Origin of the sequence: Chromohalobacter sp. HP20-39 (genome assembly GCF_033052815.1) — a bacterium.
Taxonomy (GTDB): Bacteria; Pseudomonadota; Gammaproteobacteria; order Pseudomonadales; family Halomonadaceae; genus Chromohalobacter.
On sequence record NZ_JAWHTP010000775.1, the window covers coordinates 1 to 264 of the forward strand.

The following is a 264-nucleotide window of genomic DNA, read 5'->3' on the forward strand; positions in this document are numbered from 1 at the left end:
TACGCTGTCTTCAGCGCACCCACCGGCTTGCCGCTGGAGATGTATCGCACCACGGGTGAGAAGATCTGGTCTGCGCGCTACAACCTATGGGGCAAGCGGCTGGATGAGAAGGCGCACGATGAAGGTGCCTTGCTGGACACCAGCTTGCGCTTTGCCGGGCAATGGGCCGATGAAGAAACCGGCCTGCACTACAACCTGAATCGCTACTACGACCCGGACAGCGGCTGCTATCTCAGCATCGACCCGATTGCGATTCCGGGTGGG

Annotated in this window: 1 protein-coding gene; it reads left to right on the forward strand. The window is 60.6% G+C overall.

Features of this window, described 5'->3' with window-relative positions; all coding sequences use genetic code 11:
- The coding region (locus RVY79_RS20060; protein ID WP_317466335.1) for an RHS repeat-associated core domain-containing protein at nt 1–264 on the forward strand (264 nt) is incomplete at both ends.